28 protein-coding genes are annotated in these 26561 nt (G+C 72.8%); 13 read left to right on the forward strand and 15 right to left on the reverse strand.

All coding sequences use genetic code 11. The features are described 5' to 3' along the window. Positions 1-62 precede the first annotated feature (62 nt). Together ACZ4M3_RS05755 and ACZ4M3_RS05760 are read left to right on the forward strand one after the other, a co-directional pair. On the forward strand, positions 63-1340 hold the full coding sequence (locus ACZ4M3_RS05755) for a thymidine phosphorylase (protein ID WP_467730377.1): 1278 nt from the start codon (positions 63-65) through the stop codon (positions 1338-1340). A gap of 162 nt (positions 1341-1502) precedes the next feature. Further along, the gene (locus tag ACZ4M3_RS05760; RefSeq protein ID WP_467730378.1) at positions 1503-1838 is read left to right on the forward strand and encodes an STAS domain-containing protein; all 336 of its coding nucleotides are present in this window, start codon (positions 1503-1505) and stop codon (positions 1836-1838) included. On the opposite strand, the gene ACZ4M3_RS05765 is transcribed toward ACZ4M3_RS05760, so the two are convergent. The 3 genes from ACZ4M3_RS05765 to ACZ4M3_RS05775 all read right to left on the reverse strand — a co-directional run bounded on the left by ACZ4M3_RS05765 (position 1725) and on the right by ACZ4M3_RS05775 (position 4959). Beyond that, positions 1725-2732, reverse strand: coding sequence for a sigma-70 family RNA polymerase sigma factor (locus ACZ4M3_RS05765; protein ID WP_467730379.1), 1008 nt, complete (start codon positions 2730-2732; stop codon positions 1725-1727). The genes ACZ4M3_RS05760 and ACZ4M3_RS05765 overlap by 114 nt on opposite strands. A gap of 102 nt (positions 2733-2834) precedes the next feature. Beyond that, complete coding sequence (locus ACZ4M3_RS05770) at positions 2835-3569, reverse strand: L,D-transpeptidase family protein (RefSeq protein ID WP_467730380.1); 735 nt, start codon at positions 3567-3569, stop codon at positions 2835-2837. A gap of 109 nt (positions 3570-3678) precedes the next feature. Further along, positions 3679-4959 carry an MFS transporter gene (locus ACZ4M3_RS05775; protein ID WP_467730381.1) on the reverse strand — a complete coding sequence of 427 codons (1281 nt, stop codon included), beginning with the start codon at positions 4957-4959 and terminating at the stop codon, positions 3679-3681. A 99-nt stretch (positions 4960-5058) separates the two neighbouring features. Between ACZ4M3_RS05775 and ACZ4M3_RS05780 the strand changes: the two genes are divergently transcribed. Continuing rightward, positions 5059-5985, forward strand: a complete 927-nt coding sequence (locus ACZ4M3_RS05780) for a LysR family transcriptional regulator (RefSeq protein WP_453355707.1) — start codon at positions 5059-5061, stop codon at positions 5983-5985. Here the strand turns inward: ACZ4M3_RS05780 and ACZ4M3_RS05785 are convergent. The 3 genes from ACZ4M3_RS05785 to ACZ4M3_RS05795 form a co-directional block, all read right to left on the reverse strand. Further along, positions 5936-7063 (reverse strand): helix-turn-helix transcriptional regulator, encoded by a 1128-nt coding sequence (locus ACZ4M3_RS05785; protein ID WP_467730382.1) that lies wholly within the window; start codon positions 7061-7063, stop codon positions 5936-5938. The two genes, ACZ4M3_RS05780 and ACZ4M3_RS05785, sit on opposite strands and share 50 nt — an antisense overlap. 240 nt (positions 7064-7303) lie before the next feature. Then, entirely contained in the window at positions 7304-7672 is a 369-nt protein-coding gene (locus ACZ4M3_RS05790; protein ID WP_467730383.1) for a cupin domain-containing protein, read from the reverse strand. A gap of 93 nt (positions 7673-7765) precedes the next feature. Then, complete coding sequence (locus ACZ4M3_RS05795) at positions 7766-8503, reverse strand: alpha/beta hydrolase (protein WP_467730384.1); 738 nt, start codon at positions 8501-8503, stop codon at positions 7766-7768. A 114-nt stretch (positions 8504-8617) separates the two neighbouring features. On the opposite strand from ACZ4M3_RS05795, the gene ACZ4M3_RS05800 reads away from it, so the two are divergent. The 3 genes from ACZ4M3_RS05800 to ACZ4M3_RS05810 all read left to right on the forward strand — a co-directional run bounded on the left by ACZ4M3_RS05800 (position 8618) and on the right by ACZ4M3_RS05810 (position 11129). Continuing rightward, positions 8618-9766, forward strand: a complete 1149-nt coding sequence (locus tag ACZ4M3_RS05800) for an adenosine deaminase (RefSeq protein ID WP_453357284.1) — start codon at positions 8618-8620, stop codon at positions 9764-9766. A gap of 138 nt (positions 9767-9904) precedes the next feature. Continuing rightward, positions 9905-10168 carry a hypothetical protein gene (locus ACZ4M3_RS05805; protein ID WP_467730385.1) on the forward strand — a complete coding sequence of 88 codons (264 nt, stop codon included), beginning with the start codon at positions 9905-9907 and terminating at the stop codon, positions 10166-10168. A 184-nt stretch (positions 10169-10352) separates the two neighbouring features. Continuing rightward, the gene (locus tag ACZ4M3_RS05810; protein ID WP_467730386.1) at positions 10353-11129 is read left to right on the forward strand and encodes a hypothetical protein; all 777 of its coding nucleotides are present in this window, start codon (positions 10353-10355) and stop codon (positions 11127-11129) included. A gap of 26 nt (positions 11130-11155) precedes the next feature. On the opposite strand, the gene ACZ4M3_RS05815 is transcribed toward ACZ4M3_RS05810, so the two are convergent. The 5 genes from ACZ4M3_RS05815 to ACZ4M3_RS05835 form a co-directional block, all read right to left on the reverse strand. After that, complete coding sequence (locus ACZ4M3_RS05815) at positions 11156-11368, reverse strand: PspC domain-containing protein (protein WP_467730387.1); 213 nt, start codon at positions 11366-11368, stop codon at positions 11156-11158. Positions 11369-11409: 41 nt separating this feature from the next. Then, a complete protein-coding gene (locus tag ACZ4M3_RS05820; protein ID WP_467730388.1) occupies positions 11410-11970 on the reverse strand; it encodes a VanZ family protein in 561 nt (186 codons plus the stop codon). 69 nt (positions 11971-12039) lie between these two features. Then, positions 12040-12669 carry a PH domain-containing protein gene (locus tag ACZ4M3_RS05825; protein WP_467730389.1) on the reverse strand — a complete coding sequence of 210 codons (630 nt, stop codon included), beginning with the start codon at positions 12667-12669 and terminating at the stop codon, positions 12040-12042. 25 nt (positions 12670-12694) lie between these two features. After that, positions 12695-13297: a class F sortase gene (locus ACZ4M3_RS05830; RefSeq protein ID WP_467730390.1), complete on the reverse strand. Its 603-nt coding sequence runs from the start codon at positions 13295-13297 to the stop codon at positions 12695-12697. Between the two features lie 85 nt (positions 13298-13382). Further along, complete coding sequence (locus ACZ4M3_RS05835) at positions 13383-14390, reverse strand: hypothetical protein (RefSeq protein WP_467730391.1); 1008 nt, start codon at positions 14388-14390, stop codon at positions 13383-13385. 245 nt (positions 14391-14635) lie between these two features. Here ACZ4M3_RS05835 and deoC point away from each other — a divergent pair, with 245 nt between their 5' ends. Genes deoC through ACZ4M3_RS05850 form a run of 3 tightly spaced genes read left to right on the forward strand, consistent with a single transcriptional unit; the run spans position 14636 to position 17929 of the window. After that, positions 14636-15598 carry a deoxyribose-phosphate aldolase gene (gene deoC / locus ACZ4M3_RS05840; protein WP_467730808.1) on the forward strand — a complete coding sequence of 321 codons (963 nt, stop codon included), beginning with the start codon at positions 14636-14638 and terminating at the stop codon, positions 15596-15598. Positions 15599-15603: 5 nt separating this feature from the next. Then, entirely contained in the window at positions 15604-17040 is a 1437-nt protein-coding gene (locus ACZ4M3_RS05845) for an aldehyde dehydrogenase family protein (RefSeq protein ID WP_467730392.1), read from the forward strand. After that, on the forward strand, positions 17033-17929 hold the full coding sequence (locus ACZ4M3_RS05850) for an aldehyde dehydrogenase family protein (RefSeq protein ID WP_467730393.1): 897 nt from the start codon (positions 17033-17035) through the stop codon (positions 17927-17929). Before ACZ4M3_RS05845 ends, ACZ4M3_RS05850 begins: the two co-directional genes overlap by 8 nt. Before the next feature lie 69 nt (positions 17930-17998). Here the strand turns inward: ACZ4M3_RS05850 and ACZ4M3_RS05855 are convergent, their stop codons facing one another. After that, complete coding sequence (locus ACZ4M3_RS05855; RefSeq protein WP_467730394.1) at positions 17999-18349, reverse strand: hypothetical protein; 351 nt, start codon at positions 18347-18349, stop codon at positions 17999-18001. Between the two features lie 159 nt (positions 18350-18508). Here ACZ4M3_RS05855 and ACZ4M3_RS05860 point away from each other — a divergent pair, with 159 nt between their 5' ends. Further along, positions 18509-19141, forward strand: a complete 633-nt coding sequence (locus ACZ4M3_RS05860) for a uridine kinase family protein (protein ID WP_467730395.1) — start codon at positions 18509-18511, stop codon at positions 19139-19141. Positions 19142-19866: 725 nt separating this feature from the next. Here ACZ4M3_RS05860 and ACZ4M3_RS05865 read toward each other — a convergent pair. Then, positions 19867-20559 (reverse strand): SigE family RNA polymerase sigma factor, encoded by a 693-nt coding sequence (locus ACZ4M3_RS05865; RefSeq protein WP_467730396.1) that lies wholly within the window; start codon positions 20557-20559, stop codon positions 19867-19869. A 170-nt stretch (positions 20560-20729) separates the two neighbouring features. On the opposite strand from ACZ4M3_RS05865, the gene afsQ1 reads away from it, so the two are divergent. Genes afsQ1 through ACZ4M3_RS05880 form a run of 3 tightly spaced genes read left to right on the forward strand, consistent with a single transcriptional unit; the run spans position 20730 to position 23513 of the window. Continuing rightward, positions 20730-21407, forward strand: a complete 678-nt coding sequence (afsQ1, locus tag ACZ4M3_RS05870) for a two-component system response regulator AfsQ1 (protein ID WP_180291024.1) — start codon at positions 20730-20732, stop codon at positions 21405-21407. Next, entirely contained in the window at positions 21404-22897 is a 1494-nt protein-coding gene (locus ACZ4M3_RS05875) for a sensor histidine kinase (protein ID WP_467730397.1), read from the forward strand. Before afsQ1 ends, ACZ4M3_RS05875 begins: the two co-directional genes overlap by 4 nt. 10 nt (positions 22898-22907) lie before the next feature. Next, a complete protein-coding gene (locus ACZ4M3_RS05880; RefSeq protein WP_467730398.1) occupies positions 22908-23513 on the forward strand; it encodes a hypothetical protein in 606 nt (201 codons plus the stop codon). A 377-nt stretch (positions 23514-23890) separates the two neighbouring features. Here the strand turns inward: ACZ4M3_RS05880 and ACZ4M3_RS05885 are convergent, their stop codons facing one another. Next, complete coding sequence (locus ACZ4M3_RS05885) at positions 23891-25531, reverse strand: phospho-sugar mutase (protein ID WP_467730809.1); 1641 nt, start codon at positions 25529-25531, stop codon at positions 23891-23893. A gap of 46 nt (positions 25532-25577) precedes the next feature. After that, positions 25578-26384, reverse strand: a complete 807-nt coding sequence (locus ACZ4M3_RS05890) for a purine-nucleoside phosphorylase (RefSeq protein WP_453355311.1) — start codon at positions 26382-26384, stop codon at positions 25578-25580. Between the last annotated feature and the right edge of the window lie 177 nt (positions 26385-26561).

The raw sequence follows: 26561 nt of genomic DNA on the forward strand, positions 1-26561 counted from the left end.
CCGTCGTCTTTCCGTCTTATCCTTCCCACCCCTCTCTCTATGCGCGTAGAAGGAAGCACTCCATGGACGTCATCTCCGTCATCCGCACCAAGCGCGACCGCGGCGAACTGAGCCCCGAACAGATCGACTGGGTCATCGACGCGTACACGCGCGGCGTGGTCGCCGACGAGCAGATGTCGGCGCTGGCGATGGCGATCCTGCTGAACGGCATGAACCGGGCCGAGATCGCCCGCTGGACCGCCGCGATGATCGCCTCCGGCGAGCGCATGAACTTCGACTCCCTCTCCCGCCCGACCGCCGACAAGCACTCCACCGGCGGCGTCGGCGACAAGATCACCCTGCCGCTGGCCCCGCTCGTCGCCGCCTGCGGCGCGGCCGTGCCGCAGCTCTCGGGCCGGGGCCTCGGCCACACCGGCGGCACCCTGGACAAGCTGGAGTCCATCCCCGGCTGGCGCGCGCTGCTCTCCAACGAGGAGATGCTGAACGTCCTCGACACCACCGGTGCGGTCATCTGCGCGGCGGGCGACGGCCTGGCCCCCGCCGACAAGAAGCTGTACGCGCTGCGCGACGTGACCGGCACGGTCGAGGCGATCCCGCTGATCGCCTCCTCCATCATGTCCAAGAAGATCGCCGAGGGCACCGGCTCCCTGGTCCTGGACGTGAAGGTCGGCTCCGGCGCCTTCATGAAGAACATCGAGGACGCGCGCGAGCTCGCCTCCACGATGGTCGCCCTCGGCACCGACAGCGGCGTCAAGACGATCGCCCTGCTCACCGACATGTCCACCCCGCTCGGCCTGACCGCCGGCAACGCGCTGGAGGTCCGCGAGTCGGTCGAGGTCCTGGCCGGCGGCGGTCCCGCCGACGTCGTGGAGCTGACCCTGGCCCTGGCCCGGGAGATGCTGGACGCGGCGGGCATCAAGGACGCCGACCCGGCCAAGGCCCTGGCCGACGGCTCCGCGATGGACGTCTGGCGCCGGATGATCGCCGCCCAGGGCGGCGACCCGGACGCGGCCCTGCCCGTCGCCCGCGAGCACCACGTCGTCACCGCCCCCGCCTCCGGGGTCCTGACCCGACTGGACGCCTACGCGGTGGGCGTCGGCGCCTGGCGCCTGGGCGCCGGCCGCGCCCGCAAGGAGGACCCCGTCCAGGCGGGCGCGGGCATCGAGCTGCACGCCAAGCCCGGCGAGCCGGTCACCGCGGGCCAGCCCCTGATGACCCTGCACACCGACACCCCGGAGAAGTTCGAGTACGCGCTGGCCGCCCTGGAAGGCTCGTACGACATCGCCCCCGCGGGCACCGCGTTCACCGCGAACCCGATCGTGCTGGACCGCATCGCCTGACCGGCCCCCCGACCCCGTCGGCGCGGCTCCCCGTCCGGAGCCGCGCCGACGGCCTTTTGCCGCCGGCCTTCCGGGCTTCCGGCCTTCCGGGCTTCCGGGCCGAAGGGGCGCCGCGGGGCGCCGGGCCCGATGAGTTCCGGGGCGGCGCCCGGTCAACCTCTCGTGGAGATCAGAAGACTGGTGCTGCCCGGCCCCGCCGTGACCCCGGCGGACGCCGAACGGCTCGACGTCCTGTGCCGGGACGGCCCCCGCCCGCTGTGGGTGGTGTGCGCCGCCGGACAGCTGGCCACGGCCGGGCTCGCCGAGGTGGACGCGCTCGCGCGCCTCGCCCTCGCCGCCCGCCGGGCGGGGGTACGCCTCAGCCTGGCCGGCGTCCCGCCGCGGCTACGCGCCCTGCTGCACCTCGTAGGACTCGTCGAGCTGCTCGGGGAGCCCGAACAGCGGGAACCACCTGGCGGTGTCCAGGAAGGCGTTCAGTCCGACGATCTTCCCCGCTGATATTTCCAGCACCTGGAGCGCCCACGGCTCGTGCCCGGGCCGGCCGTCCGTGCGCGGACGGTACTGCCCGAAGGCCGGCATGCCGTTCGCCGTCGTCGGGACGAGCCGGGAACCCTTGCAGCCGATGCCCTGGTTCAGGTGCCACGCCGCGATGTCGGCGGGGCCCCGCAGCCACAGGTCGAACGGCGGCATCGACAGCACCGCGTCCTCGTGCAGCAGGGCGGTGAGCCCGGAGATGTCGTACGCCTCGAAGGCGCTCAGGTACCGCTCCAGCAGCTTCGCCTGGTCCGGGTCCAGCGGGTCCGCCGGATCGCTCGCCCGCACCGCCTGGCCGGCGAGCGTGGCGCGCGCCCGCTGGAGGGCGCTGTTCACCGACGCCACCGTGGTGTCCAGCAGCGTCGCGACCTCGTCCGCCTTCCAGGCCAGCACCTCGCGCAGGATCAGTACGGCCCGCTGCTTCGGCGGCAGGTGCTGGAGGGCGGCGACGAAGGCCAGCCGCACGGACTCCTTCGCCAGCGCCAGCTCGGCGGGATCCGCGGTCAGCGGCAGCACCCGCCCGTCCGGCACCGGCTCCAGCCACGTCACCTCGGGCCGCTCGTTGAGCACGGCCGAGGCCTGGTGCTGCGGCGCGCTGAGGTCCATCGGCCGGGCCCGCTTGTTCCCGGCGTTCAGCAGGTCCAGGCAGACGTTGGTGGCGATCCGGTACAGCCAGGACCGCAGCGAGGAACGGCCCTCGAACTTGCCGTAGGCGCGCCAGGCGCGCAGGTACGTGTCCTGCACCGCGTCCTCGGCGTCGAAGGACGAGCCGAGCATCCGGTAGCAGTAACCGGTGAGCTCGACCCGGTAGCGGTCCATCGCCGAGTCGAGTTCCGGGCTGGTCGCGAGGTCACTCATGGCTGCCGTCCCCCAGTAGTTCCACTACGTCGCAAACTACCGGAGGGGTCTGACAACGGCAGCCCGGCGCGGCCCGGCCCGGCGCAGCCCGGCGGGACCGGCCTACGTCCCGGGCTTGCGGCCGTACACGTACACGTCGTCACCGCTGCGCAGCAGGTTCCAGTACGCCTTGGCGTCCGCCGGGCGCATGTTCACGCAGCCGCCCGAGCCGGGTGGGTTCCACATGTCCTTCTCGACCGAGTGGAAGGCGATGCCGCCGTCGAAGAACTGCGCGTACGGCATCGCGACGTCGTAGAGCGTCGACCAGTGGTCGATGCTGCGGTAGTAGATCTTCTTCAGACCGGTCCGCGTCTCCGTCCCGGCCTTGCCCGTGCGCACGGGCACCGGCCCGTAGACCAGCTTCCCGCCGTCCTGCACCCAGCTGAGCTGGCGCGTCAGGTCCACGCAGGCGATCCGCCCGAGGTCGACCGGGCACTTCCCGTCCCGGTTGGGGGTGGTCCCGGCCGCCCGCTGCGCCAGCATCACGCTCATCGTCTGCCAGGTGAGCGGCCCGGCGTACCCCGCGGTCGGGGTGATGCCGTGGACCGCCTGGAACCCCCTGATGGCGGTGCAGTCGGCCGCCGACTGCACGCCGTCCACCGGCCGGCCCAGGAACTGCTCGACCTGCCGCTGGTAGGGCCCGGTGGTCGCGGTGCAGGAAGCGGCCTGCGCCGACCCGCCCCCGACGATCACCAGCGGCGCCGCCAGCGCCACCGCCGCGGCCACCAGCGCCGCGGTCCGGCCCTTCGTACGAATCCGTCGTTTCCGTGTGGATGTCACATCCGCCTCCCCACGCATTACTTCCCTGCCCCGGGACCGAACGTGCCGGAGCCCGGAGCGTGTTGGGCTCCGGGCTCCGTAAATCACCTCGTACCGATGGCGTACGGGCGCATCCGCACGCGTCGTATCAGCGCATCGCGGCCAGCGAGGTCAGGCGGCGCTCGGCGCGCGCCGCGTGCGAGCCGTACAGGGTGATCGACGCGACGCCCACCACCGCCACCAGCGCGATCCCGACCGTGGCCGCCCACCCAGAGGCGTGGTAGGCCAGGGCCCCGAGCGTGCCGCCCGCGCTCGAACCGAGGTAGTACGCCGACTGGTAGAGCGCCGACGCCTGCGCCCGGCCCGTCGTCGCCGTCCGGCTCACCGCCGCCGAGGCCACCGCGTGCCCCGCGAAGAACCCGGCCGTGATCAGCACCAGTCCCGCCAGGACGGCGGCCAGCGCGTCCGCCAGGGAGAACAGCAGCCCGAGCGCGGTCGTGGTCACCGCCAGGTACAGCGCGCCGCGCCGGCCGATCCGGGCCACCAGCTGCCCGGCGGCCGCCGAGGAGACCGTACCGACCAGGTACACCAGGAACACCGACCCGACGAGGCCCTGGCCCAGCGAGAACGGCTCGTCCACCAGGCGGTACCCGATGACCGTGTACACCGCCCCGAACACCGTCATGAACAGCGCGCCGATCCCGTACAGCCGCAGCAGCAGCGGATCCCGCAGGTGCCCGGCGACGGTACGCCCCACCGCGCGCGGGTTCAGCGACGCCGGGCGGAAGAACCGCGCCCGCGGCAGCAGCGCCAGGAACGCCACCGCGCACCCCAGCGCCATCAGCCCGACCGTCAGCAGCCCGGCCCGCCAGCCCCACAGCTGCGCCGCCCAGCCCGTGACGATGCGGCCGCTCATCCCGCCGATCGAGTTGCCCGCCACGAACAGGCCGATCGCGCCGACCAGCGCCTTCGGCCGGACCTCCTCCGCCAGGTACGCCATCGCGGAGGCGGGGATGCCGGCGATCGCCGCGCCCTGGACCGCGCGCAGCGCCACCAGCCACTCCAGGTTCGGGGCGAAGGGGACGAGCAGTCCGACGCCGACGGCCAGCACCATCGCCCAGGTCATCATCCGGGTCCGCCCGAACCGCTCGGACAGCGCGCTCAGCGGCAGGACGAACAGTGCGAGCGCCCCGGTCGCGGCGGACACCGTCCAGCTGGCCTGACCGGCCGTCACGCCGAAGTCGGCGGAGACCGCGGGCAGCAGCGCCTGGGTGGAGTAGAGGAGGGCGAAGGTCGCCAGTCCGGCGGCGAAGAGCGCGAGGCTCATCCGGCGGTAGCCGGGGCGGCCGGGGGAGAGGGGTTCCGGTGCGGGGGACGACGGGGTGGAGGCACCCGGGATGGAGGGTGCCCCGGTATGAACGGGAGGCATGAACCGACGGTAGACCCGGGCGGTTTCATGCGTCCAATGCACAGATTCGCGATAATCAATCCACTCATGCATCAGCCCAGCTCAGAGAGGTGCATGTCAATGAGCCGTTACGAAGAAGACATCCCCGTGACAAGTCTGCTGGCCCCCCGGCTCGCCTACTTCGTCGCGGTCGCCCGGCACGAGCACGTCACCCGCGCCGCGCACGAGCTGGGCGTACCGCAGTCCACGCTGTCCCGGGCGATGGTCCGCCTCGAACAGGACCTGTCCGTCACGCTGTTCGCGCGCAAGGGACGCACCGTCGCCCTCACCACCGCCGGGCGCACCTTCCTGGCCTCCGCCCAGCGGGCCCTCGGCGAGATCGCCCGCGCCGCCGAGTCCGTGCAGCAGGACGCCGACCCGGCCTCGGGGAAGGTCGCCTTCGGCTTCCTGCACACCCTCGGCTCCGAGACCGTACCCGGGCTCATCCGCGCCTTCCGCGCCGACCATCCGAGGATCCGGTTCTCCCTGGTCCAGAACTACGGCGAGGCCATGCTGGAGCGGCTGCGGGCCGGGGAACTCGACCTCTGCCTGACCTCCCCGCTGCCCGACGCGCCCGACCTGGTGGCCCGCCGCCTCGACGAGCAGCGGCTGCGCCTGGTCGTGCCCGACGACCACCGGCTCGCGGGGCGCAAGCGCGTGCGCCTCGCCGAGGCGGCCGAAGAAACCTTCGTCACCCTGGAGCCCGGCTACGGCCTGCGCCGGATCACCGACGACCTGTGCGCGGAAGCCGGGTTCACCCCGCGGGTCGCCTTCGAGGGCGAGGAGGCGGAGACCCTGCGCGGTCTGGTCGCGGCGGGCCTCGGCGTGGCCCTGCTGCCGCCGCCCGCCGTGGCCCGGCCGGGCGTGGTGGAGCTGACGGTGACGGCGCCCCGCGCGGTCCGCGAGATCGGCGTGGCCTGGCTCGACGGGCACCCCGACACGCCGCCGGTGGCGGAGTTCAAGCGGTTCCTGTTGTCCCGGCGGGGCCGGCTGATTCCCGAACTGTGAGCCGCACGGCACCCCGTGTCCCCGGCTCCTCGGGCTCCAGCTCCTCGGGTTTCGGCTCCTCGGGCCCAGCCCTCCGGGCCCGGTCCGACAGCAGGTACCCGGCCTGGAAGCGGGACTTGGCGCCCACCGCCCGCATGATCCCCGCGATGTGCCGCTGACAGGTCCGCTCCGACATGCCCAGCCGGCGCGCGATCACCTTGTCCTCCAGCCCCTCCGCCAGCAGCCGTACGATCGTCCGCCGCAGCTCGTCGGTGAGCGAGCGCGCCGCCCGCGGTCCCACCGTCACGGGGAACGGCTCCGCCGCCACCCACGACCGTTCGAAGGCCGCCTTCATGAAGTGCACGACGTTCGGCTCGCGCACCACCAGCGCCGCCCCGCTGCGGTCCGGCACCTCCATCAGCCCCGCGCGGCCGTCGAAGACCAGCATCCGCATCAGGCCGTCGCCGACCGTGCGGACTTGCGCGCCCAGCGCCGTCAGCCGCTCCACGTACGCCGCCGTCGGGCGCGAGTACCGCGCCGTGTGCTGGTAGACGGCCCGCATCCGCACCCCGCGGGCCAGCAGCGCCTCGTCCCGCCCGATCGACTCCTCCAGCGACTCCGGCGGGCGGCCGCCGCCGGGCTGCGAGGTCAGCAACTCGCACTCGGTGCCCGCCACCAGCTCCGCGATCAGCCCCCGTACCGCGCCCAGGTCGGTCACCAGCTCCAAGTGGCCCGAGCCGCTCGGATCGCGGTGTGCAGCCCCCGCCTCGTACGCCGGGACCAGCTCCTCCAGCCGCCCGCGCAGCCGGTCCATCTCGTCGTGCGTCTCCCGCACGAGCAGCGCCAGCGGGGCCAGGGCCCGGGCCGCCGCCGCGCGCGGCGCCACCGCGCTCCACCGCTCGGGGCCCGGCCCGGGGGCGCGTTGGAGCAGGTGCGCCGCGGCCAGCTCGGTGATGGCCGTACCGGCGCGTGCACCCAGGGCGGCAGTGGCCTCCGCGGCGGCGAAGGCGCGCCGCTCCACCGCGTACGCGTACAGGCGCCGGGCGGCGGGACTCAGCCCGTCGTTCCGGGCGCTCCCGTCGAGGTCGTCGGCCGGCATGCGCCTATTTCTCCCTGTGGGTGAGGATTTGTAAACCCCTCGTGTTCCCGCAAGGCGGCAAAACGACCCCCGGCGGCGGCCCTGCGGCATATGCCGAACCGGCACAGTGGATGACGGCCCGAGGGGGAAGGCAGGGGAAGGCGCACCGGGACGGCCCGGCCATCCGACCGTGAGGGGGCGGATCGGCGGGCCCGGCCGGCCCGGCGCGCCGCCCGTCGCCCCGCCGCTGCGGCGAGTACGTCAGCCGGAGGGCTTCGCGTAGCTCCCGTACCCGGTCCAGTCGACGCAGACGGCCGGCTCGTCACCCACCACCCAGGCGTCGTGCCCGGGCTCGATCTGCATGAAGTCGCCGGGGCCGTACTCCTCGCTCGCGCCGTCGTTCATGACGACCTTGATCCGGCCGCTCACCATGTACCCCGTGTGTGCGGCCTCGCAGCTGTCCGTGCCGGCCAGCGGCTTGATGTGCTCCGACCAACGCCAGCCCGGTTCGAAGACCGCGCGGCCGACGGGCCCGCCCTCCGACTGGATCACGTCCAACCGGCCCTTGCCGTCCTGGAACGGGCGCGTCTCGTCCGCGTCGTCGAAGTTCTTGCGCACGATCTGGGCCATGCCCGATCGCCTCCCGTGGAAGAAGCCCCCGAGGGCAGCCACCCGAGTCCACTTCCCACTTTACGCGCGGACGGCGTTCCCGCCCGGGGCGGTTCAACCCCGCAGCGAGCGCCCGAAACCCGAAGCCAGCGGCATCCGCAGGCCCAGCGGCGGGGGCGCGGCGAGCGCGTCCGTCACCGGGCGCGAGTACCGTCCCGAGAACATGGCGCCGAGGACGAAGTCCACCGAGAGGGCGACCACCTCGGCCCGGTGCTCGCGCAGCCCGTGCCCGTCCGAGTGCACCTCGAACCGGCACGTGGAACGATTCGCCTTCTTCGCCCGCGCCGCCAGCAGGAAGGACGACTCCGGGTCCCAGCGCCCGTCGTCGGTCCCGTGCACGATCAGCACCTGCCGCCCGGCCAGCTGCTTGACCGGCTCCGGGTCCGGCTCCGGGGCGCCCTTGCGGGCCGCCCCGAGCCGGTCGACGGCGGGGGCCAGCGCCAGCACCGCCTGCACGGCCTCGTGCCCGGCCGCCCGCAGCGCCGCCAGGCCGCCCGCGTCGTACCCGGCCAGGCAGACCGGCACGTCCCCGTACCGGCGTACCGCCTCGTCCGCCGCCCACCGGGCGTCGTCCTCGCGGGCGCCCGCCCCGTGCAGCACCGGGTGCGCGACCAGGCCCTGGGCCCCGCCCGCCCGGGCCAGCGCCCGCGCGAGCGGACGCATGGGACCGGGGGAGAATCTGGACGCCCCGGGGAGCAGGAGCACCACACCACTGACCGTCGAGACCGAGCCGTTCGCGCCGGCCGCCCGCCCCAGGCGGGCCCCGCGCGCCGGCGGCGCATGCTGTGCCATGGCGGAACAGTCTCAGACTGACAGGTGTACGCCACCCCTCCGTACGGTCACTGTTACGTATCGACGGCTCACGCCGACCCCTCGCTCTACGCGCGTAGGAGCTAGAGTGCCCAGATGACGAGCGACACCCCGAACCTGCCCACCCCGGACCAGATCCGCCGTGCCCCCAAGGTGCTCCTCCACGACCACCTCGACGGTGGCCTGCGCCCCGGGACCATCATCGAGCTGGCCCGCGAGGCCGGCTACGAGAACCTGCCCGAGACCGACGCCGACAAGCTGGGCGTCTGGTTCCGGGAAGCCGCCGACTCCGGCTCCCTCCCGCGCTACCTGGAGACGTTCGCGCACACCTGCGCCGTCATGCAGACGAAGGCGGCGCTCTTCCGCGTCGCCGCCGAGTGCGCCGAGGACCTGGCCGAGGACGGCGTCGTGTACGCCGAGATCCGTTACGCCCCCGAGCAGCACCTCGAAGCCGGCCTGACCCTCGAAGAGGTGGTCGAGGCGGTCAACGACGGCTTCCGCGAGGGCGAGCGCCGCGCGAAGGCGAACGGCCACCGCATCCGGATCGGGGCCCTGCTGACCGCGATGCGGCACGCGGCCCGCGCGCTGGAGATCGCCGAGCTGGCCAACCGCTACCGCGACAACGGCGTGGTCGGCTTCGACATCGCCGGCGCCGAGGCCGGGTTCCCCCCCACCCGCCACCTCGACGCCTTCGAGTACCTCAAGCGCGAGAACAACCACTTCACGATCCACGCGGGCGAGGCCTTCGGCCTGCCCTCGATCTGGCAGGCCCTGCAGTGGTGCGGCGCCGACCGGCTGGGTCACGGCGTGAAGATCATCGACGACATCGAGGTCGCCGCCGACGGCTCGGTCAAGCTGGGCCGCCTGGCCTCCTACGTACGGGACAAGCGCATCCCCCTGGAGATGTGCCCGACCTCGAACCTCCAGACGGCGGCCGCCGCCTCGTACGCCGAGCACCCGATCGGCCTGCTGCGCAAGCTGCACTTCCGGCTGACCGTCAACACCGACAACCGGCTGATGAGCGGTACGAGCATGAGCCGCGAGTTCGAGCACCTGGTCGAGACCTTCGGCTACACGCTGGAAGACATGCAGTGGTTCACCGTCAATGCGATGAAGTCCGCGTTCATTCCTTTCGATGAACGACTGGCGATGATCAACGACGTGATCAAGCCGGGTTACGCGGAGCTGAAGTCCGAGTGGCTGTTCCGGCAGACCGCTTCGACCAGCGGTTCTGTCTCGGCGTAGGCCATGGCGTGACGTGCGGAAGGCGCTCGGGGAGGGGAATTCCCGGGCGCCTTCTCGTATTTGATGATGTTTGCGGGCCGGGGTTTGAAGTGACTAGTTTGCGGAGCCGCTCAATTCCCCGTCGCAAGGACGATTTTGATGAAGAAGTCAGCTGCCAAGACGCTCGGTGCCGCCGCCCTGGGTGCCGCCTTCGCCGCCGTCGCCGCCGGTTCCGCCTCCGCCGCCGTCCCGGCCGTCGGTCTGACCGACGCGCTGGGCACCGCCACCGGCGCCGTCCAGGGGCTCACCAGCCAGCAGCACATGACCGCCCACGAAGGCCAGGACGCGAGCGACCCGGGCGAGGCGCTCGGTACGGTGACCAGCCTCCTCGGCGGCGTCCCGCTCAGCAACCTCGGCAGCTGACCGGCAGCGCGCCGAGCCGCGCGGGCGGGTCCGTACGGCTTGGTCCGCACGTCTGATCGGCACGCGTCATCCGCACGCGCGCACCCGTGGCGCACGCCCTTTCGACCAGGTGTGCGCCACCTCGCGCGGTGTGCCACGATCACCGGCAACTGCCCGCCGAAGCAAGGTGTTTGGGGTCACGGTCATGCGCATCAAGGCACGGTTCACGGCACGCACGTGGACGCGGACGGCGGGCTTCGCCCTGCTCCCCGCCCTGCTCCTCGCCGCCACGGGATGCGGCGGCGCCGCGGACGGCCCCGCCACGGCCCCCGACGCGAAGGGTCCCGCGGCGCCGCGCGCCACAGCCCCCGTCGGCTCGGCCAGCCCGGCCGCCCCGGCCTCCCCCAAGAGCGCGGCGAGCAAGCTGGAGCGGTCCGCCCTGGAACCGGGTGACCTCGACGGCTACCAGATCTCCGCGCAGGGCAAGAACCCGAACGCCCCCTCCGGGCAGCCCCACGCCGACCGGAAGGCCTGCCAGCCCCTCGCCGACGTCATGGGCGACAAGCCCGACCCGGCCGCACACGACACCGTCAACCGGGGTGTCGGCTCGCAGAAGCAGGTCGGTCTCGCCATCTCCGCCTCGGTCAGCTCCTACACCCAGACCGACGCCGAACGGCTGATGGACCGGCTGCGCGCCGCCGTGGCCGAATGCACGGGCTTCACCGCCACCGTGCAGAAGCAGACGGGCAGCTACCGCGACGTGAAGGTCCTCGCGTACAAGACCGGCGGCGACGAGAACGTCAGCTGGACCACCACGGTCACCGCCGCGGGCGTCTCGGCGCACGTCCACCTCGTCGTCGTCCGCCAGGGCGCCACCGTGGTACGGCTGACGGCCCTCAACGTGTCCGACGCCACGAAGGAGGCGCGGGTACCGCAAGAGGTGGCCGACAAGCAGCTGGAGAAGGTCCGCAAGGCGGGCTGAGCGGGCGCGGACGGGCCGGATTCCGGCTACCAGGCGGTCCGGGCCGCACCCGCGGCCGGCTTCTCGTTCGGCAGCAGCAGCCACAGCGCCAGGTAGATCAGGAACTGCGGGCCGGGTAGCAGGCACGACAGGACGAAGATGATCCGCATCGTCCGCGCCCGCATCCCGAAGCGTCGCGCGAGACCGGCGCAGACGCCACCGATCATCCGTCCGTCACGGGGGCGGGTAATCGCGCTCATGGGTTCCTCCTCGTATTCCGGTACCGCTTGCTTGCGATACCTCAATACTCGCGGGGAACCGCCGACAGCACCTCGGTCCAGGGGCTCACGTCGACCCTGGTAATTCTCGGGGTGGCCCCCTGAGAGCGCCGCAGCCTGGACCTCAGGACCGGCATCACCGCCGTGTGCACGAGCAGCACACCGGCCGTGTTCAACAGCACCGAGTCGACGTCGACCACCTGTCCGGGCACGCCGGTCTGCAGCATCGCGATGCTCAGCGAGATCAGCGCGGCCGCGGCCGCGGTGCGGGCCAGCGACGACCACGCCGCCAGCGAGGACCGCGCCAGCCGCCCGCCGGCCAGCGGCAGCAGCACCCCGAGCGGCGCCAGCAGGGCCAGGTCCCCGCCGATCCGCCGGGCCGCCTCCAGCGGCCCGTAGGCGAGGTCGGCCCGGATGCCCGCGAGCGGAGTCAGGTTCGCGGCCGCCGCCCACGGCACGTCCAGTGGCCGCAGGGTCAGCCAGCCGACGAGGAGGAGGTGGGCGGCCAGCAGGGCCGCCCCGATGAGCCGGAGCCGGAATTGGAGGGCTGTGGCGGCGCTGCCGCCGGCCTCAAGACGCTGCACACCTGCGAGGACGCAGCGTCCGGTGGCGGCGGTTCCGCCCGATTTCGATGTGACGGGAGGCACCCCGCGCTACAGCAGCGCGAGCAGCACGATCAGGAGCACCGCACCCGCTGCGGCCGGTGCGATGACCTCGTACGACCACCTGACCTCGACGGCGCCCTGGGCGCTCGCGCGAGCCGCTCCGCGTTCGGCCAGCTCCTGGAGCTCGTCCACGACCTTGTCGGCGAGCGCCCGCGGCGACCCCTGGGTGACCGCGCCCGCCGCCTGCTCCCGGCCATTGGCCACGGCAGCGGCCCCGCGGCCCTGCCGGCGCTGCGCCTTCTTGCGCTCGCGCAGGGACACCGGGACGGACCACAGCTGGTACTTCTCGCCCTCCGCGAGCACCTCCGCCGAATACCCGGCGCGCACCGCGTCCACCGAGCCCCAGGGCAGTTCGATGACCCGGAAGGGGTTGCGCACCCGCATCCGGTCGTCGTTGGCGAAGACGGCGGGCCGGATGGTGAACGCGACGGTCAGCGGCACGGCGCACAGCGCCACGGCCAGGCCGATCCAGCGCGTGCTGCCGTCCCCGTAGAGGACGGCGTCCCCGCACAGCCACACGATCATCGCGAGGGTCACCACTCCGGTGGCGATGGCCATGGACGAGCGGTAGACGCGATCGGCGTAGACCGGCTCGTCGGCGGGCTGCTGGCTGCTCATGCGCCCGATTCTGCCTCACGCCGTCTCAGCCCACGAGATCGGCGTACAGGATGATGTTGTCGGGACGGTGGCCGTCGGTGAGTTCGCCGCCGCAGGTGATGACGCGCAGCTCCGGGCGCGTGGTGTTCCCGTAGACCTTGGCGGTGGGGAACGCCTTCTTGCCGACCTGTTCCAGTTCGCGCACCCGGAAGCGGGCGGTGCTGCCGTCGGCCCGGGAGACGCTGATCTCGTCGCCGGTGCGGACGCGCGAGACGTCCTTGAGCACGCCGGGCCCGCGCGCGGTGTCGAAGTGCCCGATCAGCACGGCGGGGCCGGTCTGGCCGGGGGTGACGCCCTTGGTGTACCAGCCGATCTTGTCCCCGTCCGCGACCGAGGGCACCTGGACCGTGCCGTCGGCGGCGAGGCCCAGCCGCAGCACGGGGGAGGCGTCCACCCCGGCCGAGGGGATGCGTACGCGTACGGGCTCGGAAGCGGGCAGGGGCGCGGCCGTCGCCGGGGCGGCGGGGGCGGCGGCCGCGGTGACGGCGGGCGGCGCGGCGCTGGTGGTGGCGGTGGGGGCGCCGCCGCAGCCGGTCAGGGCGGCGGCGAGGAGTACGGCGGCCAGGAGCGGGCGTACGTGGTCGTTCATCGGGGCTCCGGGAAAACGAGGGCCGGCGGGCCACCGTGGAGGTGGCCCGCCGGAGGGCAGGAGGAAGGGGGACGTGCCGGGCGCGTCAGCGCTGGGCGCGGCGGCGGATCAGGAAGGCGGCCCCGACCGCGGCCAGCACGGCGGCGAGTCCGGCGCCGACGGCCGCGGTGGTGGTGTTGCCGGTGTCCTCGGCGGCGATCTCCGCCCCGGCGGCGACCCCGCCCTGGGGCACGACGGTGGTCTGCCCGACGGTCTGGGCGCTGACGTTCGAAACGGGCGCCGCGGCGACGGCGACGGCGGGCTTCGGCGCGGCCGTGGCCGGGGTGGCGGGCTTGGGCTGCGGCTTCGGCTGCGCCGCGGACTCCTGCACCGGGTAGTCGAGCTTGCAGCCCTTCGGGAGCGCGGGGAAGGAGGTGCTGTGCACGGGGACGTCCCCGCCCTGGGTCTTCCACTCCAGGAGGGGCGCCGCGCCGCTCGGGTTCACGATGTTCACGTAGTACGCGTCCGTGCCCTTGGGGTGGGTGCGGTCGAGCGTCACCGCACGGTCGCCGATGGGGCCGATCTCGTGCACGACGGCCTTGGGGCCCTTGGACGACATCGTGAGCTCGGCGGTCACGCCCGCGCCGAAGTTCTGCTCCTTCACCGCGGAGACGCAGGGGGCGGGGGCGGCGGCGCTGCCCTTGGGGAGCGGGTAGGCCTTGGTGACGCCGTCCTTGGTGGTGACGGTGAGTACCGGGGTGGCGGTCTCGGCCTTGGTCAGCTCGATCCGGAGGCCGTTGACGGTGGCGCTGGGGTCGGTGCGGTCGACGACGGCCAGGACGCGGGTCAGGTAGGCGTCGCCCGGCTTCCAGTCGGGGGCGACGGCCCGGATCCAGGCCTCGGGGCCCTCGGTCTTGTTGCGCAGCACGGCGACCAGGCCCTGGCCGATGGAGACGGGCTCGCCCTCGTAGCGGCTGTCGCCGGAGGCGGACGCGGACGCGGAGGCCGCGGTCTGCGGGGCGGCGGCGAACGCGGCGGTTGCCGCGGGGGCCAGCAGGGTCCCCGCCACGACGGCGGTGACGAGGGAGGTGCGGAGGGCGAGGGCGGTACGCATAACGACTCCAGAAGCAAGGTTACGGAAGAGGAAGGAGAGCCGCATGCCGCGTTTGTCTCGGTCGGGTTTGTCGGTCCGGTGAGGTTCTGGCGGGCTGCTGAGAAAGAGCTTATGGATCTTGTGTGCGTGAAGGATCGACGTTCTGTCATGGACGCGTAACGGGAATCGGATGTGTCGATTCCATAGCGGATCGGGGGAGGGGGGTGACATGTCGCTACGCGCGTAGATATGCTCATCTGGTGACCATGCCCACCACCCTCACCGCATTCGCTGACGTGACGACGTCCGACAGCGCGCTGCGCCGCTTCCTGCACGGGCTGCCCGGCGTAGACGCAGTCGGACTGGAGGCCCGCGCGGCCTCCCTCGGCACCCGCTCGATCAAGACGACGGCCAAGGCGTACGCCATCGACCTGGCCATCTCGATGATCGACCTGACCACGCTTGAGGGTGCGGACACCCCGGGCAAGGTGCGGGCGCTCTCCGTCAAGGCCGTCAACCCCGACCCGACCGACCGCACGACCCCGATGACCGCCGCCGTCTGCGTCTATCCGGACATGGTGGCCACCGCCAAGGCCGCCCTGAACGGCGCCGACGTCAAGGTGGCCTCCGTCGCGACCGCCTTCCCGGCCGGCCGCGCCGCGCTGCCGGTCAAGCTCGCGGACACCCGTGACGCCGTCGCCGCCGGCGCCGACGAGATCGACATGGTCATCGACCGTGGTGCCTTCCTCGCCGGCCGCTACCTGGAGACGTACGAGCTGATCAAGGCCGTCAAGGAGGCGTGCGTACGCCCCGACGGGACCGAGGCCCGCCTCAAGGTCATCTTCGAGACCGGCGAGCTGTCCACGTACGACAACATCCGCCGCGCCTCCTGGATCGGCATGCTCGCGGGCGCCGACTTCATCAAGACCTCCACCGGCAAGGTCGGCGTCAACGCCACCCCCGCCAACACCCTCCTGATGCTCGAAGCCGTCCGCGACTTCAAGGAGCAGACTGGAATCCAGATCGGCGTGAAGCCGGCCGGCGGCATCCGCACCACCAAGGACGCGATCAAGTTCCTGGTCCTGGTCAACGAGACCGTGGGCGAGGACTGGCTGAGCAACCACTGGTTCCGCTTCGGCGCCTCCAGCCTGCTCAACGACCTGCTGATGCAGCGCCAGAAGCTGAGCACCGGCCGTTACTCCGGTCCCGACTACGTGACGGTGGACTGATCACCATGGCATCCCTCTTCGAGTACGCACCGGCTCCCGAGTCCCGCTCGGTCGTCGACATCGCTCCCTCCTACGGGCTCTTCATCGACGGCGAGTTCACCGACGCCGCCGACGGCAAGGTCTTCAAGACCGTCTCGCCGTCGTCCGAGGAAGTCCTCTCCGAGGTCGCCCAGGCCGGCGCCGCCGACGTCGACCGCGCCGTCAGGGCCGCCCGCAAGGCCTTCGAGAAGTGGTCCGCGCTGCCCGGCTCCGAGCGCGCCAAGTACCTCTTCCGCATCGCCCGGATCATCCAGGAGCGCAGCCGCGAACTGGCCGTCCTGGAGACCCTGGACAACGGCAAGCCGATCCGGGAGACCCGCGACGCGGACCTCCCCCTGGTCGCCGCGCACTTCTTCTACTACGCGGGCTGGGCCGACAAGCTCGACCACGCGGGCTACGGCGCCAACCCGCGTCCGCTCGGCGTGGCCGGCCAGGTCATCCCGTGGAACTTCCCGCTGCTGATGCTCGCGTGGAAGATCGCCCCCGCGCTCGCCACCGGCAACACGGTCGTCCTCAAGCCCGCCGAGACCACCCCGCTGTCCGCCCTGTTCTTCGCGGACATCTGCCGCCAGGCGGGCCTGCCCAAGGGCGTCGTCAACATCCTCACCGGGTACGGTGACGCGGGCGCGGCCCTGGTCGAGCACCCCGACGTCAACAAGGTCGCCTTCACCGGCTCCACCGCGGTCGGCAAGGCCATCGCCCGCCAGGTCGCCGGCACGGACAAGAAGGTCACCCTGGAGCTGGGCGGCAAGGGCGCCAACATCGTCTTCGACGACGCCCCCATCGACCAGGCCGTCGAGGGCATCGTCACCGGCATCTTCTTCAACCAGGGCCAGGTCTGCTGCGCGGGCTCGCGCCTGCTGGTCCAGGAGTCGATCCACGACGAGCTGCTGGACTCCCTCAAGCGCCGCCTGTCCACGCTGCGCCTGGGTGACCCGCTCGACAAGAACACCGACATCGGCGCGATCAACTCCGCCGAGCAGCTGGCCCGGATCACCGCACTCGCCGAGACGGGCGAGGCCGAGGGTGCCGAGCGCTGGTCCCCGGCCTGTGAGCTGCCGTCCTCCGGCTACTGGTTCGCGCCGACGCTCTTCACCAACGTCACCCAGGCGCACACCGTCGCCCGCGACGAGATCTTCGGCCCGGTGCTGTCCGTGCTGACCTTCCGTACGCCCGACGAGGCCGTCGCGAAGGCCAACAACAGCCAGTACGGCCTGTCCGCCGGCATCTGGACGGAGAAGGGCTCGCGCATCCTCGCGGTCGTGGGCAAGCTCCGCGCGGGTGTGGTGTGGGCCAACACGTTCAACAAGTTCGACCCGACCTCGCCCTTCGGCGGCTACAAGGAGTCGGGCTTCGGCCGCGAGGGCGGCCGCCATGGTCTGGAGGCCTACCTCGATGTCTGAGTCCTCTGTGCGTCTGAACGTCTTCAAGACCTACAAGCTGTACGTCGGGGGCAAGTTCCCCCGCTCCGAGAGCGGCCGGGTGTACGAGGTGAGCGACTCGAAGGGCAACTGGCTGGCGAACGCCCCGCTGTCCTCCCGCAAGGACGCGCGTGACGCGGTCGTCGCGGCCCGCAAGGCCTTCGGCGGCTGGTCGGGCGCGACCGCGTACAACCGCGGCCAGATCCTCTACCGCATCGCCGAGATGCTGGAGGGCCGCCGCGAGCAGTTCGTCCGCGAGGTCGGCGAGGCCGAGGGGCTGTCCAAGTCCAAGGCGGCGGCGGTCGTCGACGCGGCCATCGACCGCTGGGTCTGGTACGCGGGCTGGACCGACAAGATCGGCCAGGTCGTGGGCGCGGCCAACCCGGTCGCGGGTCCCTTCTTCAACCTCTCCACCCCGGAGCCGACCGGTGTCGTCACGGTCGTCGCCCCGCAGGACTCGTCCTTCCTGGGCCTGGTCTCCGTCATCGCCCCGGTCATCGCGACGGGCAACACGGCGGTGGTGATCGCCTCGGAGAAGTCCCCGCTGCCCGCCCTCTCCCTGGGCGAGGTGCTGGCCACCTCCGACCTGCCGGGCGGTGTGGTCAACATCCTCTCCGGCAAGGCCGCCGAGATGGGCCCGCACCTGGCGTCCCACCAGGACGTCAACGCGATCGACCTGGCGGGCGCCGACGCGGCGCTGGCCAAGGAGCTGGAGATCGCCGCGGCCGACAACCTCAAGCGCGTCCTGCGTCCACAGCCTGTGGACGACTGGATCGCCGACCCGGGCACGTCGCGCATGACGGCGTTCCTGGAGACCAAGACGGTCTGGCACCCCACGGGTTCGCTGGGCGCGTCCGGCTCGTCCTACTAGTACGCCCAGCACGGCCCCGAAACCGGCCCCGACAGCCCCCCGCTGTCGGGGCCTTCGGCGTTCCCGCCGCTACTGCGGGCCCGGCAGCAGCGGTCCGAGCAGCGAGCCCGTGGCGGCGGTGGGCAGTTCGCCGACCGACGGGCCCTGGGTCAGGACGCCGGTGACCATGGTGGTGCCGACGGAAGGGAAGTCGGCGACCTTGGTCGCCACGCCGTTGTCGAGCGGGTCCACGCCGGTGTGGGCGAGCGGGTTCACCTTGAGGTTCGCGATCGGGTCGGTCACGCCGGCCAGGGCCGCCGGGACGGACAGTTCGCCCGCCTGCGCACCGCCGGCGGCCATCGCCAGGGCCGCACCGGCCATCGAGAGGGTGAGGCCCGCGGTGCGGAGTGCGCCGTTGCCGGGGGCTGCGTGACGTGCCATGAGGATCCCGCCTGTGGTCGTAGTCGCGTGCGCACGCAGCGTAGTGGAGGTGCGGGGCGGGTTTCCAACCGGTCGTCCGGCGCGGCCGGATGTGAGAGTGCTCGCAGGACGCGTCGCCGATGTACCGATCCGGGGGGTCATGGTTCACACTGGTGACCCGTGAGCTCCTCCTCCCCCCTCCCCACGCGCGTCGTCCTGCTGACCGGACCCTCGGGATCCGGCAAGTCCTCGCTCGCGGCCCGCTCGGGTCTGCCCGTGCTGCGCCTGGACGACTTCTACAAGGAGGGTGACGACCCGACCCTGCCGCTGGTGGAGGGAAGTTCCGACATCGACTGGGACTCGCCGCTGTCGTGGGACGCGGACGCGGCGGTCGCCGCGATCGCGGAACTGTGCGCGGCGGGGCGTACCGAGGTGCCGGTGTACTCCATCGCGACGTCCGCGCGGACGGGTTCGGAGACGCTGGACATCGCGCGCGTCCCGCTGTTCATCGCGGAGGGGATCTTCGCGGCCGACATCGTGGCCCGCTGCCAGGAGCTGGGACTGCTCGCGGACGCGATCTGCCTGCGCGGGCGGCCGTCGACCACGTTCCGCCGGCGGCTGGCGCGGGACCTGCGCGAGGGGCGCAAGTCGGTGCCGTTCCTGCTGCGCAGGGGCTGGCGGCTGATGCGGGCGGAGCGGGGGATCGTGGCGCGGCACGCGGCGCTGGGGGCGGTGCCGTGCGCGCGGGACGAAGCCCTGGGCCGGCTGGCCGCCTCCGCGGCGGGCCGCCACCGCACCCCGACCCCGGCCTAACCCCTCCGGGACCCCGCCGGACCCTTCCCACGGCCGACCCGACTCGGTCTCGCCACTGTCCCCTCCCGCGGCTGCGCCCCGCCGCTTTCCGAGCCGAGCCTCCTTCGGCTGCGCCGCGGGCTTTCCGGCCGGGGCCGGCATATCAGCCTCGCCGGCGTTTGAGGCGCGGGGTCTGGGGCGGAGCCCCAGGAAACCCGGCTCCGCCGGGCACCGGGCTCCGCCCGGACCCGCGCCTCAAACGCCGGCGAGGCTGAATGTGCGGGCTCGGCGCCTTGAACGCCGACGGCCGGGGGTGGCAGGCGAGGCGGGAGTTGGCGGGCAGGTCGGGGAAGCCGGCGAGGCTGAATGTGCGGGCTCGGTGCCTTGAACGCTGACTGGCCGGGGGTGGCAGGCGAGGCGGGAGTTGGCGGGCAGGTCGGGGAAGCCGGCGAGGCTGAATGTGCGGGCTCGGCGCCTTGAACGCCGACTGGCCGGGGGTGGCAGGCGAGGCGGGAGTTGGCGGGCAGGTCGGGGAGGCCGGCGAGGCTGGATAGGCGGGCTCGGCGCCTTGCACGCCGACCGGCCGGGATGGCGGGGCGGCGGGGGCTCGTCCGGGTGGGGCGGGTGACGCCGCGCATGCGAAAAGGCGGGATCATGCGGACCCCCGACCGCTTGATCCCGCCTTTTCCCCCCGCGGCCCCCGCCCTACCCCCGTAGGACGGGCCCCCTCGGCCCGATGGTCTTCGTCAGGCGACGAGCTCCCCGAAGGACTCCGCCTCGTCCCGGCCGAAGCTCAGGACGTCGTCCTCCCGCAGTCGCCGCAGCGACCGCCAGATGCTGGACTTCACCGTGCCGACGCTGATGCCCAGGATCTCCGCGATCTCCGGGTCCGTGCGGCCCTCGTAGTACCGCAGTACCAGCATCGTCCGCTGCGGCTCGGGGATCCGGGCCAGCGCCTGCCACAGCACCGCCCGCAGCTCCGTACCGCGCATCGCGTCCGTGTCGGAGGCCGTCTCGGGCAGCTCCTCCGTCGGGTACTCGTTCAGCTTCCGCCGGCGCCACGCGCTGATGTGCAGGTTCGTCATGGTCCGCCGCAGGTACCCGCCGACCGCCGCCTTGTCGCTGATCCGGTCCCACGCCCGGTACGTCGAGAACAGCGCGCTCTGGAGCAGGTCCTCCGCCTCGTACCGGTCACCGGTGAGGTGGAACGCCGTCGCGAACAGCGCCGCGCGCCGTTCCTGGACGTACGCCGTGAACTCCGCCTCCGAGGAGGACGGCTTCGCCGGAGCGGGAACCGCCTGGTACGTGTTCGCGTCAATGGCTACAGGATGCGTCGGCCGCTGACGGGCGACCGTCGCCGTACGGACACCCGCCCGGCGGTTCGCATCGTGCAGCCGCGTGACGACCGCGCTGGTCGTGGTGCTGTGCAGCGTGTTCATCTCGCGCCCCCCGTCGTGGAGTCTGCTTCGGTCCGTCTCTGGTAGAAGCCTGCCCCGCCGACTTAACCGCGGTGTCCTGCGACTGTCACAGACCTGTCACAGCGGCCCGCCGCCGCAACCCCGCACGACGGACGGTCGAGTCCGGACGAGCGATGGGACAGAATGAGCCCGTGCCTTTCCTGTTGCTGATCGAGGACGACGACGCCATCCGCACGGCCCTCGAACTCTCCCTGTCACGCCAGGGCCACCGTGTGGCCACCGCGGCGACGGGCGAGGACGGCCTGAAACTGCTGCGCGAGCAGCGGCCGGACCTGATCGTGCTGGACGTGATGCTGCCCGGGATCGACGGCTTCGAGGTGTGCCGGCGGATCCGGCGCACCGACCAGCTGCCGATCATCCTGCTGACCGCGCGCAGCGACGACATCGACGTGGTGGTCGGGCTGGAGTCCGGCGCCGATGACTACGTTGTCAAACCCGTGCAGGGCCGGGTGCTCGACGCCCGGATCCGCGCCGTGCTGCGCCGGGGCGAACGCGAGGCCAGCGACTCCGCCGTGTTCGGGTCCCTGGTCATCGACCGGGCCGCCATGACGGTGACGAAGAACGGCGAGGACCTCCAGCTCACCCCGACCGAGCTGCGCCTGCTGCTGGAGCTCAGCCGCAGGCCCGGCCAGGCGCTGTCGCGCCAGCAACTGCTGCGGCTCGTCTGGGAGCACGACTACCTCGGCGACTCGCGCCTGGTCGACGCCTGCGTGCAGCGGCTGCGCGCCAAGGTCGAGGAGGTCCCGTCCTCGCCGACGCTGATCCGCACCGTCCGGGGCGTCGGCTACCGCCTGGACTCACCGCAGTGACCAAGCAGTTCCTCAAAGGGCTGTTCGCGGGCCGGCGGTGGACCAGTCTGCGGCTGCGGCTCCTCGTGGTGTTCGCCCTCGTCGCGCTGACGGCCGCCGTGTCCGCCTCCGGGATCGCCTACTGGCTCAACCGCGAGGCGGTCCTCACCCGTACCCAGGACGCGGCCCTCGGGGACTTCCGCCAGGAGATGCAGAACCGGGCCGCGGCGCTGCCCGCCGACCCGACGCCCGAGGAACTGCAGCGCACCGCCGAGCTGATGGCGGGCAGCAGCCCCGGGTACAGCGTGCTGCTGGTGGAAGAGGTCAAGGGCGGCCGCAAGGTGTTCGGCGCGGCGGGCCCCGACTCCTTCGGGCTGGACGACGTACCCCAGTCGCTCCAGCACGCCGTGAACGACCGGCAGAAGACGACGGCCGCCAACGACGCCGAGTACCACATGTACTGGCAGCGGACGAAGCCGCACGGAAACCCGTACCTGGTGGGCGGGACGCGGATCGTGGGCGGCGGGCCGACGGGATACATGTACAAGTCGCTCGCGCAGGAACGCGACGACCTCAACGCGCTCGGCTGGTCCCTGACCATCGCCACCGGGCTCGCGCTGCTCGGCTCCGCGCTGCTGGCGCAGGCCGCGGCGCGGACGGTGCTCAAGCCCGTACAGCGCCTCGGCGACGCGGCGCGGCGGCTCGGGGAGGGCGAACTGGACCACCGGCTGGACGTGTCGGGGACCGACGAACTCGCGGACCTGTCGCACACCTTCAACAAGACGGCGGAGGCGCTGGAGAAGAAGGTCGCGGACATGAGCGCGCGGGAGGAGGCCAGCCGTCGTTTCGTCGCGGACATGTCGCACGAACTGCGCACGCCGCTGACGGCGTTGACGGCGGTCGCCGAGGTGCTGGAGGAGGAGGTCGACGACCTCGATCCGATGATCGCACCGGCGGTGGCCCTGGTGGTCAGCGAGACCCGGCGGCTGAACGACCTGGTGGAGAACCTGATGGAGGTCACCCGCTTCGACGCGGGGACGGCGCGGCTGGTGCTGGACGACGTGGACGTCGCCGACCAGGTCACGGCCTGCATCGACGCGCGGGCGTGGCTCGACGCCGTCGAACTCGACGCGGAGCGCGGGATCGTGGTGCGGCTCGACCCGCGGCGGCTCGACGTGATCCTGGCCAACCTCATCGGCAACGCGCTCAAGCACGGCGGCTCGCCGGTGCGGGTGTCGGTGCGGGTGGAGGGGGAGTGGCTGCTGATCGCGGTCAAGGACAACGGTCCGGGCATTCCGGAGGAGGTGCTGCCGCACGTCTTCGACCGGTTCTACAAGGCGAGCGCGTCCCGCCCGAAGTCGGACGGGAGCGGGCTGGGCCTGTCCATCGCGATGGAGAACGCGCACATCCACGGCGGCGACATCACGGCCGCCAACGGGGCCGAGGGCGGGGCGCTGTTCACGCTGCGGCTGCCGGTGGACGTGGGAAAGGTGATCGCCGGTGAGGCGTAGGGCGGGGCGCGTGGCGGGGGTACTCGTACTGGCCGCCGTGACGGCCGGGTGCGGGATCCGGGCGACGACGGTGCCGGTGGACGTGGGCGCGGCGCCGTCACGGGTGTCGTGCGACACCAAGGCGCAGCCGGGTGGCGGGCAGCAGCCGAGCGGGGTGCCGGGGTTCCGGGCCACGATTGAACTGGTGTGCGGTTCGCAGCTGGTGGGCGTGGAGCGGGTCGTCACGGTGCCCGAGAAGCGGCCGGCGCGCGAGCCGGTGGTACTGGCGGCGCAGGCGCTGCTGGAGGCGCTGGAGCGGGAGCCGTCGGCGGAGGAGCGGGACGCCGGCTTCACGACCGGGGTCCCGGCCGGGCTGGCGGCGGCCCCGACGCGGGCGGGCGACCCGGCGGGGACGGTGCGGCTGAGCCGGAAGCCGGAGGACCTGCCGCCGGTGGCGCTGTCGCAGATCGTGTGCACGCTGTCGGAGAGCGAGGCGGTGTCGGCGGGGCCGGGGCCGGTGGTCCTGGGCGGTCCGGACGCGGATCCGCCGCGGGCGTGGGAGTGCAGTGACGCGGTCCGCTCGCGGCCGGAATCGGTGCCGACCCTGGGCGACGTGGTCCGCCCGACGCCTTCCTGACGCGCCCGCGCCGTGGCCCGGCCCCGGCCGGTCCCGCCCCTCAAACTCCCCCAGCTACCTCCCCAGACTCCGTCGGGGGGACCCCCGGAGGTACCCCCACGAGGCTGGAAGTTGCTGGGCCGCGCCGGGCTCATCCCAGCCTCGCCGGCGTTTGAGGCGCGGGTCCGGGCGGAGCCCGGCTCCGGGAAGGGGCGGGGTGGGGGAAAGGCCCCGCGCAGCGGGCGTACGACGCTACAGCCCCGAGCCGGCCGATGCGTCGGTACGGGTACCGCCCCGGCGGGCCGGGGGACGGCGACGCCCCCCGGGCCGGAAGGCCCGGGGGGCGGGTGACCCGGACGGAGTCCGTCAAGAGGCGGGATCCGGGCGGCGCGGAAGGGTCAGAGGCCCGCGGCCGAGGAGAGGTCCTTCTTGATCGCGTCCAGGACCTCCTGGCCACGGCTGCGGGCCGGGCTGAGGTCCGAGGCCTCGGCCACCGGGACCACGACCTCCAGGTAGCACTTCAGCTTCGGCTCCGTACCCGACGGCCGCACGATCACCCGGGCCTTGTAGTCGCCCTCCAGGTAGTACCGCAGGCCGTCCGTCGGCGGCAGCGACTCCGTGCCCTCGTTCAGGTCCTCCGCCGAGACCACCCGCAGCCCCGCCAGCGACACCGGCGGCTGCGCCCGCAGCGCCGCCATCGCCGAGCTGATGACCGACAGGTCCGAGACCCGCACCGACAGCTGGTCGGTGGCGTGCAGGCCGTGGGCCATCGCCAGGTCGTCCAGCAGGTCGGTCAGGGTCCGGCCCTGCTCCTTGAGCTCCGAGGCCAGTTCGGCGACCAGGAGCGCGGCCGTGATGCCGTCCTTGTCGCGGACGCCCTCGGGGTCCACGCAGTAGCCGAGCGCCTCCTCGTACCCGTAGCGCAGGCCCTCGACCCGGGAGATCCACTTGAATCCCGTGAGGGTCTCCTCGTACGGCAGGCCCGCGGCCTCCGCGATCCGGCCCAGGAGCGACGAGGAGACGATGGACTCCGCGAAGGTGCCGCGGGCGCCCTTGTGGACCAGGTGGGCGGCCAGCAGCGCGCCGACCTCGTCGCCGCGGAGCATCCGCCAGCCGCCGTCGTCCGGGACGGCCACCGCGCAGCGGTCCGCGTCCGGGTCGTTGGCGATCACGATGTCCGGGCCGGCCGCGGCGGCCGTGGCGAAGGCCAGGTCCATCGCACCCGGCTCCTCCGGGTTCGGGAAGGCCACCGTGGGGAAGGCCGGGTCCGGCTCCGCCTGCTCGGCCACCAGGACCGGGGCGGGGAAGCCGTGACGGGCGAAGGCGGCCGTCAGGACGTCCTTGCCGACGCCGTGCATGGCCGTGTAGACGGTCCGCACGCCCCGGGGCGAGCCGGGGGTCAGAACAGCGTCCGTACGCGCCAGGTAGGCCTCCAGGACCTCGTCACCGAGGTCCTCCCAGCCGGACTCCGGGCGCGGCACGGAGTCGAGGGTGGTGATCCGCTCGATCTCCGCCGCGATCTCGGCGTCCGCCGGGGAGACGATCTGGGAGCCGTCGCCGAGGTAGACCTTGTAGCCGTTGTCCCGGGGCGGGTTGTGGCTCGCGGTCACCTCGACGCCGGCGACGGCGCCCAGGTGCCTTATGGCGTACGCGAGGACGGGCGTCGGCAGGGGGCGGGGCAGGACGGCCGCGCGCAGCCCGGCGCCGGTCATCACGGCGGCGGTGTCACGGGCGAAGTCCGCCGACTTGTAGCGCGCGTCGTAGCCGACGACGACCAGTCCGCCGGCGTGGCCCCGGGCCTTGAGGTAGGCCGCGAGGCCCGCCGCGGCCCGGATGACCACGGCGCGGTTCATCCGCATCGGGCCCGCGCCCAGCTCACCGCGCAGCCCCGCGGTGCCGAACTGCAGCATTCCGGAGAAGCGGTCCGCGAGTTCCGCCGTGTCGCCGGCCTCGACGAGCCCGGCCAGTTCGGCCGCCGTCTCCGGGTCCGGGTCCTCGGCCAGCCAGGCCCGGGCCCGGGTGATCAGGTCGTCCTGCACTTCCTGCACTACTTCCGCCTTACCTCTCGTACGGCTCGTACGGTCCTCAGATGCGGGCGAGGACCTGGGTCAGCAGCTTGCCCATGCGCGAGGCCGAGTCACGGCCGGCCTGGAGCACCTCTTCGTGGTTCAGCGGCTCGCCGGACAGGCCCGCCGCCAGGTTGGTGACCAGGGAGATGCCGAGCACCTCGGCGCCGGCCTCACGGGCGGCGATGGCCTCCAGCACGGTGGACATGCCGACCAGGTCAGCGCCCATGACGCGGATCATGTTGATCTCGGCCGGGGTCTCGTAGTGCGGGCCGGGGAACTGGACGTAGACGCCCTCTTCGAGGGTCTCGTCGATCTCCTTGCACAGCGCGCGCAGGCGCGGCGAGTAGAGGTCGGTGAGGTCCACGAAGTTCGCGCCGACGATCGGCGATGCGGCCGTCAGGTTGAGGTGGTCGCTGATCAGGACCGGCTGGCCGGGCTTCATGCCCTCGCGCAGACCGCCGCAGCCGTTGGTCAGCACGATGGTCTTGCAGCCGGCGGCGACGGCGGTACGGACGCCGTGGGCGACGGCGGCGACGCCGCGGCCCTCGTAGTAGTGGGTCCGGCCGAGGAAGAGCAGCGCGCGCTTGTCGCCGATCTTGTACGAGCGGATCTTGCCGCCGTGGCCCTCCACGGCGGGCGGCGGGAAGCCGGGCAGGTCGGTGACGGGGAATTCGGCCTCGGGCGCACCGAGCGCCTCTGCGGCGGGGGCCCAGCCGGAGCCCATGACGAGGGCGACATCGTGGGTCTCGGCGCCGGTCAGCTCCCGCAGGCGGGCGGCCGCGGCGGTGGCGTCGGCGAAGGGGTCGGTAACAGATGCGTTCACGCTGACGAGCGTAACCGTTCCTGGCCTACGCGCGTAGATGGCACAGCTCACGGTGTTCGGATCGTTGCCTTGTCGTTTCCGCCGAATCGTCCCCGGGGGGCCCGAACGGCCCCGCCGGCGTGTGAGGCGTGGGGGTCGACGTGGGGGTCCTCCCCGGACCGAGTCTGGGGGAGGGTC

The sequence above is a fragment of the Streptomyces sp. NPDC026522 genome, assembly GCF_055567555.1.

Excerpts from the sequence above, each read along its gene's own strand:
- ACZ4M3_RS05755 (WP_467730377.1), top strand. The coding sequence starts at position 63 with ATGGACGTCATCTCCGTCATCCGCACCAAGCGCGACCGCGGCGAACTG.
- ACZ4M3_RS05765 (WP_467730379.1), bottom strand. The coding sequence starts at position 2,732 with ATGAGTGACCTCGCGACCAGCCCGGAACTCGACTCGGCGATGGACCGC.
- ACZ4M3_RS05770 (WP_467730380.1), bottom strand. The coding sequence starts at position 3,569 with ATGCGTGGGGAGGCGGATGTGACATCCACACGGAAACGACGGATTCGT.
- ACZ4M3_RS05775 (WP_467730381.1), bottom strand. The coding sequence starts at position 4,959 with ATGCCTCCCGTTCATACCGGGGCACCCTCCATCCCGGGTGCCTCCACC.
- ACZ4M3_RS05780 (WP_453355707.1), top strand. The coding sequence starts at position 5,059 with ATGAGCCGTTACGAAGAAGACATCCCCGTGACAAGTCTGCTGGCCCCC.
- ACZ4M3_RS05785 (WP_467730382.1), bottom strand. The coding sequence starts at position 7,063 with ATGCCGGCCGACGACCTCGACGGGAGCGCCCGGAACGACGGGCTGAGT.
- ACZ4M3_RS05790 (WP_467730383.1), bottom strand. The coding sequence starts at position 7,672 with ATGGCCCAGATCGTGCGCAAGAACTTCGACGACGCGGACGAGACGCGC.
- ACZ4M3_RS05795 (WP_467730384.1), bottom strand. The coding sequence starts at position 8,503 with ATGGCACAGCATGCGCCGCCGGCGCGCGGGGCCCGCCTGGGGCGGGCG.
- ACZ4M3_RS05800 (WP_453357284.1), top strand. The coding sequence starts at position 8,618 with ATGACGAGCGACACCCCGAACCTGCCCACCCCGGACCAGATCCGCCGT.
- ACZ4M3_RS05805 (WP_467730385.1), top strand. The coding sequence starts at position 9,905 with ATGAAGAAGTCAGCTGCCAAGACGCTCGGTGCCGCCGCCCTGGGTGCC.
- ACZ4M3_RS05810 (WP_467730386.1), top strand. The coding sequence starts at position 10,353 with ATGCGCATCAAGGCACGGTTCACGGCACGCACGTGGACGCGGACGGCG.
- ACZ4M3_RS05815 (WP_467730387.1), bottom strand. The coding sequence starts at position 11,368 with ATGAGCGCGATTACCCGCCCCCGTGACGGACGGATGATCGGTGGCGTC.
- ACZ4M3_RS05825 (WP_467730389.1), bottom strand. The coding sequence starts at position 12,669 with ATGAGCAGCCAGCAGCCCGCCGACGAGCCGGTCTACGCCGATCGCGTC.
- ACZ4M3_RS05830 (WP_467730390.1), bottom strand. The coding sequence starts at position 13,297 with ATGAACGACCACGTACGCCCGCTCCTGGCCGCCGTACTCCTCGCCGCC.
- ACZ4M3_RS05835 (WP_467730391.1), bottom strand. The coding sequence starts at position 14,390 with ATGCGTACCGCCCTCGCCCTCCGCACCTCCCTCGTCACCGCCGTCGTG.
- deoC (WP_467730808.1), top strand. The coding sequence starts at position 14,636 with ATGCCCACCACCCTCACCGCATTCGCTGACGTGACGACGTCCGACAGC.
- ACZ4M3_RS05845 (WP_467730392.1), top strand. The coding sequence starts at position 15,604 with ATGGCATCCCTCTTCGAGTACGCACCGGCTCCCGAGTCCCGCTCGGTC.
- ACZ4M3_RS05850 (WP_467730393.1), top strand. The coding sequence starts at position 17,033 with ATGTCTGAGTCCTCTGTGCGTCTGAACGTCTTCAAGACCTACAAGCTG.
- ACZ4M3_RS05855 (WP_467730394.1), bottom strand. The coding sequence starts at position 18,349 with ATGGCACGTCACGCAGCCCCCGGCAACGGCGCACTCCGCACCGCGGGC.
- ACZ4M3_RS05865 (WP_467730396.1), bottom strand. The coding sequence starts at position 20,559 with ATGAACACGCTGCACAGCACCACGACCAGCGCGGTCGTCACGCGGCTG.